The 5,299-nt window shown below is 65.6% G+C and carries 4 protein-coding genes and 1 pseudogene; all 5 read right to left on the reverse strand.

Features of this window, described 5'->3' with window-relative positions; translation table 11 throughout:
- The coding region (locus ACWDR7_RS12900; RefSeq protein WP_449855301.1) for a glycoside hydrolase domain-containing protein at positions 1 to 724 on the reverse strand (724 nt) is incomplete at its 3' end.
- A pseudogene (locus tag ACWDR7_RS12905) lies at positions 630 to 1,802 on the reverse strand (glycoside hydrolase domain-containing protein); the annotation flags it as partial. The pseudogene ACWDR7_RS12905 and the gene ACWDR7_RS12900, both read right to left, overlap by 95 nt.
- A gap of 24 nt (positions 1,803 to 1,826) precedes the next feature.
- On the reverse strand, positions 1,827 to 2,102 hold the full coding sequence (locus ACWDR7_RS12910) for a hypothetical protein (protein ID WP_449855302.1): 276 nt from the start codon (positions 2,100 to 2,102) through the stop codon (positions 1,827 to 1,829).
- A gap of 306 nt (positions 2,103 to 2,408) precedes the next feature.
- The gene (locus ACWDR7_RS12915) at positions 2,409 to 3,242 is read right to left on the reverse strand and encodes an undecaprenyl-diphosphate phosphatase (protein WP_449855303.1); all 834 of its coding nucleotides are present in this window, start codon (positions 3,240 to 3,242) and stop codon (positions 2,409 to 2,411) included.
- A gap of 57 nt (positions 3,243 to 3,299) precedes the next feature.
- Positions 3,300 to 4,613, reverse strand: a complete 1,314-nt coding sequence (locus tag ACWDR7_RS12920) for a M20/M25/M40 family metallo-hydrolase (RefSeq protein WP_449855304.1) — start codon at positions 4,611 to 4,613, stop codon at positions 3,300 to 3,302.
- Positions 4,614 to 5,299 lie beyond the last annotated feature (686 nt).

Consider the following 5,299-nt stretch of genomic DNA (forward strand, 5'->3'; position numbering starts at 1 on the left):
CCGCGGCTACCGCAACCGGCACAACTACCGGCTCCGCATGCTCCTCGCCGCCGGCGGACTCACCCCATGACCCCCACCGGATGTCCGAAGAGCCGGTTATGTACGGATCCAGGGCAAGAACGTTGCCCTTGACATTCTCCTTGTTGGCCGCATTGTACGCCTGCTGGATCGCGCCTTCGTGCTCGTAGGTGTCGCGATACGCTTCCTCGAACATGGCATCCCATGCATCCGGATTACCCCGCCAATCGATCTCGGGATCGTCCCCGACACCCCACGCCGGCGCGAATGTGTTAATACCCGAGTAGCGCCCAGACACGATGTTCTTGTCGATTTCGACGAGACCCGAGCCGCTGCCCTCGAACTTCGTCTGGATCTGATCGAACGCCCAGTTCTCAGGCAGAATCTGCGCCTTGTTCGAGCCATATCCCGCGGACATGTCTGAGACAAACGAGCTTACCACGAGACCCGCGTTTGTTAGCAGGTGGCAGACGCGCCGCGGTGCGTACACGCCAATTCGATAGGTGCGACCCATACGACTGAGCCCCTCCGGGATGGCCTGGAAGTATGGAATAACCGCGTTGATGATCTCGGAATCCGTCGCGTCGAAATCGACCGAGAAAATAGATAATCGTATTCGCGGGGATTCGGTACGCCCACGCTGCGCTGGCAGCTTCCTGCCCCACTTCCCTCCCGCGCTCAGCCGTGAAGTGGGCGATCGTCCCACCTCCGGTCTGGAACAACGGGAACAGCCTCCCGCCTGCCGTATAGATGTCCGACAGCTCTCCGGCCTTGATGCACTTGTCGAGGATGTTATCCGGAGTATTCGTGAGATATCGGCCGAAGTGGGTGTAACCCGCCGCGCGAAGATCTGAGAGACGGTACGTCGTAAGCGTGGAGACGCAGTCTGCACCGGTACCCGGTCGATCCGCGTCGCCATAGCTCACGAGTAACGATCCCCAGGTCTGGACGTTCGCGGTTCCCGTTACCGGAAGTGCCACGAAGTTCTGGAATACCGACGTCTGGGCCTGTGTGCCAGAACCGAAAGCTCCGTCATATGAAACTGGATATCCGTTGACGATGAGGGCAGCCTGGAACAAGTGCACAAAGTACTTCGTCGTGTCGGTCGAGCCCGCGGACAGGTTCGCTTGACTACCCAGCTGTGCCTTCGTCGTCGGACCGAAGTTTCCGTTCGCCACACCATCAGCGAGGCCGAGCTCGTACTGGACCGCGTATATCAGCGCTGTCTGCAGGTCACCGGTGTACCGTCCATCGGTGGGAACGACGTAGAAATCACGACGATTCAGATACCGTCCGTTGAGTGATCGCTGGATCGACCGCACCAACGATGTCCCCCCACTGACGAGCTCGAAAGCGTCCATGTTCAAGAGCGCCTTGAAGACCTTCGGCTCGATATCACCGTTACCTGCGGTCAGGCCCATGTCGCCACGAAGATCTTGCATGCCAGCGATCGCAAGAGCTTCCCACGTGCCGGTTATGTGTCCGTCGCCGCCGGCATAACCCTTGCAGTACATCGCGCCCTGCGCGATGCGAATGATGTTCTTATTCGACGTGCTGTTGTTAATCGGACTGATCGCGGTGAGCAACGACAGGGTCGTCGACCCGAAGGCGTCCGACCGGTTGGTAATGCCGAGCTCGTACTGAAGCGCCCGAAGCAATGCCGTCACGGTCTGCCACCCGGTGTAGCCATCGACGGCAACCGGGCCGATGTCGGGCGTATCCGGGTTGCCTACGTAGGCGTCGTTGATCCACTGCTGGGTTCGCTGGACATAGATGTCAGTCATGATACGCCTCCACGCGTTGAGACCTCAGGCACGCTGCTCTGGGTTGAAGTTCATGCGGCGGGTCGAGACTGAATCCGCCAAGTGATAGGCGCGATGCAGCCGTAGGTGACACTCGGTTGTAGGCCGCGAGGACTCGCGGTCGGGGGTCAGTCTGTCGTCGTATTCGATCGGCGTCAATCCACCGCAGCGATCCTGCTCGCGTTGCCGGTGATTCTTGCGTTCGATCGACACCGCGATCGCCAACCGGAGTTCTTGCGTGGTGGTCCGGCGGCGCGTGTTGAGCGAACTGGTCTGCAGCAACGAAGCCGCGTACACCGGGCGCTCATGGCCGTGACAGGTCGAACCCGTCGACGACCCACCGCACGGCGGGCCGTGAGATCCCCATCGCACTCCAGAGCTCGGCGTACCGCGGCGAGCGCTGTGCCGAGATCGCGCGGGCGCTGATCTTGGCAGCGCGGTTCTTGGTCGCGGCGAACTCGTCGGGCGCGAGGGTCCATGTGGTCGCTCGCGCTCGGTGTCGATGGCCTCGGGCTCAGTGCTCACCGTCGGGCTCCAGGATGACGTCGTCAGAGGCGCACCATCCGGCCATGTGCGGGCCGGCGCGAATCAATATGCCGCCAGCACGCCGGTGGCGAGCAGGATCATGAGCACGGCGCCGAGTGCCACGCGGTAGATCACGAACGGCAGGAAGCTGCCCGTCTTGAGGTAGCGCATCAGGTACGCGATGACGACCCAGCCGACCACGCCCGCCACGACGGTGGCGAGGATCGTGCCGCCCCAGCCGTAGGGACCCGGGTCGCCCGTCTGGAGGCCCTCGCGCAGCTCCCACAGGCCCGAGGCGAACACCGCCGGCACCGCGAGCAGGAAGGCGAACTCCGCCGCCGAGGTGCGGTCATAGCCGAGGGCACGCGCGGCCGTCGTCGTCGCGCCGGAGCGCGAGACGCCCGGCACCAGCGCGAGCGCCTGCGCCACGCCGATCGTGAGGCCGTGCGGATAGGTGACCTCGTCCATCGTCCGGTCGCGCCGCGCGTAGCGGTCGACGAGGCCCAGGATGACGCCGAAGCCGATGAGCACGGCCGCGACGAGCCACAGGTTGCGGAAGGTGTCGCGGATGTACTCCTGCAGCGTGAAGCCGAGGATGCCGATCGGGATCGTGCCGATGATGACGAGCCAGCCCATCCGCACGTCCGGGTCGTCCTTCGTGACCTTGCCGGCCAGCGACAGCGCCCACTTGCGGATGATCGTGACGATCCTGCCCCAGAAGTACACGAGCACGGCCAGCTCGGTGCCGATCTGCGTGATCGCCGTGAAGGTCGCGCCGGGGTCCGCCGCGGACGGCAGGAACTCGCCGACGACGCGGATGTGCGCGCTGGACGAGATCGGCAGGAACTCCGTCAGGCCCTGCACGAGCCCCAGGATGAGCGCCTCGATGTATTGCACGAGAGTCGACTCTAGGTCACGGGTGCCGGACGTCTCGTCAGACTTCCGGAGGATCCGTCAGTACGAGCGGATGAGGTCCGCGAGCACGCGCTGCCCGAACGCGAGCGCGTCGACCGGCACGCGCTCGTCCGCGCCGTGGAACATGCCCGTGAAGTCCAGGTCGGCGGGCAGGCGCAGCGGCGCGAAGCCGTAGCCGTCGATGCCGAGCTGCGACAGGGCCTTGTTGTCGGTGCCCGCGCCCAGCAGGTACGGCAGCACGGGCACGCCCGGATCGTGGCGGCCGAGGGCGCCGACCATCGCGTCGACGAGCGGGCCGGCGAACGGGATCTCCAGGCCGATGTCGCGCACGACCATCTCGATCTCGATGTCGTCGCCCACGATCCGCTGGATCTCGGCGAGCACCGTGTCCTCCGTGCCGGGCAGCACGCGCACGTCGACGGTCGCCTCCGCGCGATCCGGGATCACGTTGTGCTTGTAGCCCGCCGTCAGGCCGGTCGGGTTCGACACGGTGCGGAAGGTCGACTTGATGAACGCCTCGGCGGGCCCCGCGTGCGCGGCCAGCACGTCGGGATCGGTGCTCGTCTCGCCGCTGAGCTCGGCGATGCCCTCCAGCAGCTGGCTCGTGGTCGCGGTCATCTCCACGGGCCACGCCACGCGGCCGAGCGTCGCGAGCGCCTCGGACAGCCGCGTCACGGCGTTCTCGGGGTGGAATCGGCTGCCGTGCCCGGCGCGACCGCGGGCGATGAGCTTGATCCACATCAGCGCCTTCTCGCCCACCTGCAGCAGGTACGCGCTGCGGTCGCCGATCGGGATGGTGTACCCGCCGACCTCGCTGATGGCCTCGGTCGCGCCGGCGAACCAGTCCGGGCGGTCCTTCACGACGAGCGCGGACCCCTCGACGCCGCCGTTCTCCTCGTCCGCGAAGAACGCCAGGATGAGGTCGCGCTCGGGCCGCTCCCCCGCCCGCAGCAGGTCGGCCACCGCCGTGAGGATCATCGCGTCCATGTTCTTCATGTCCACCGCGCCGCGGCCCCACAGCATGCCGTCGCGGATCTCCCCCGCGAACGGATCGACCGACCAGTCCTCCGCGACGGCGGGCACGACGTCCAGGTGCCCGTGCAGCACGAGCGCGGGCTTGTCGGGGTTGCGGCCCGTCACGCGCGCCATGACGTTCGTGCGGCGCGGGATCGGCTCGTAGTACTCCGGCTCGAGGCCGAGCGACTCCAGGTACGCGCCCACGTACTCGGCGGCCTCGCGCTCGCCCTTGGCGTTGCCGCCGCCGTAGTTCGTCGTGTCGATCCGGATCAGGTCCGCGGCGATCCGCGCGACCTCCGGCACCTCGTTCTCGGGCCTGTTCTCGGGTCGGGCCATGCGCTCCAACCTACCGGGAGGGCGCTGAGCCTCCTCACGCAACGGAGATCCCCCGGAGAAGTGACTCCCCCACTCCCTCGGCATACGAAGAAGGACCCGGCCGCTCGGCCGGGTCCTTCTTCGTTCTGTGCGCGAGGGGGGACTTGAACTGACCTCGACCCCCGAGCGCCGTGAGTCTCGACCGAGCGTTCTGCCGCATTAAATCAACGACTTGCGGCATGTGGCCTGTGGATAACTCCACCGCGATACCCCGACCTACAAGTTGCGTAGCACTTTCTTTAGCACTTTTGGTTGGCCGCGGTATCACTTCTCAAGACTCAGCAAATGGAGCATGCTCGCGTCTGCGGAGCCCTGGAAGAAGCCGCGCTCATCGTGCCGTCGATTCGTCGATGCCGCACCCAACGCGTGCTGACAGGTCGATGCCACCGAGAGAGTCTCCGCAGGTATGGAAGTGCGTGGTCTTCCAACGCCAAGACGACCTTCCTCGCCGCGCTGTCGCGTCCCCACGTCGCCTCCGGCGATACGACCGAAGGCACGCTCACCGGGAACGGCAGCCCAGCGCCTATGTCACCTCGCTCGCCGTCACTGCGAAGTGGCGTCCCGCATAGTGGTGTAACTGCTCGGTGGTCGGCCTCGTCGTGAACGTGGGCGCGGTCACCGTGTGATCCTTCGAGGAATCTCCTACA

This window comes from Microbacterium sp. NPDC003461 (assembly GCF_053588335.1).

Coding starts and splice junctions, on each gene's coding strand:
- ACWDR7_RS12920 (WP_449855304.1), bottom strand. CDS start 4,613: ATGGCCCGACCCGAGAACAGGCCCGAGAACGAGGTGCCGGAGGTCGCG.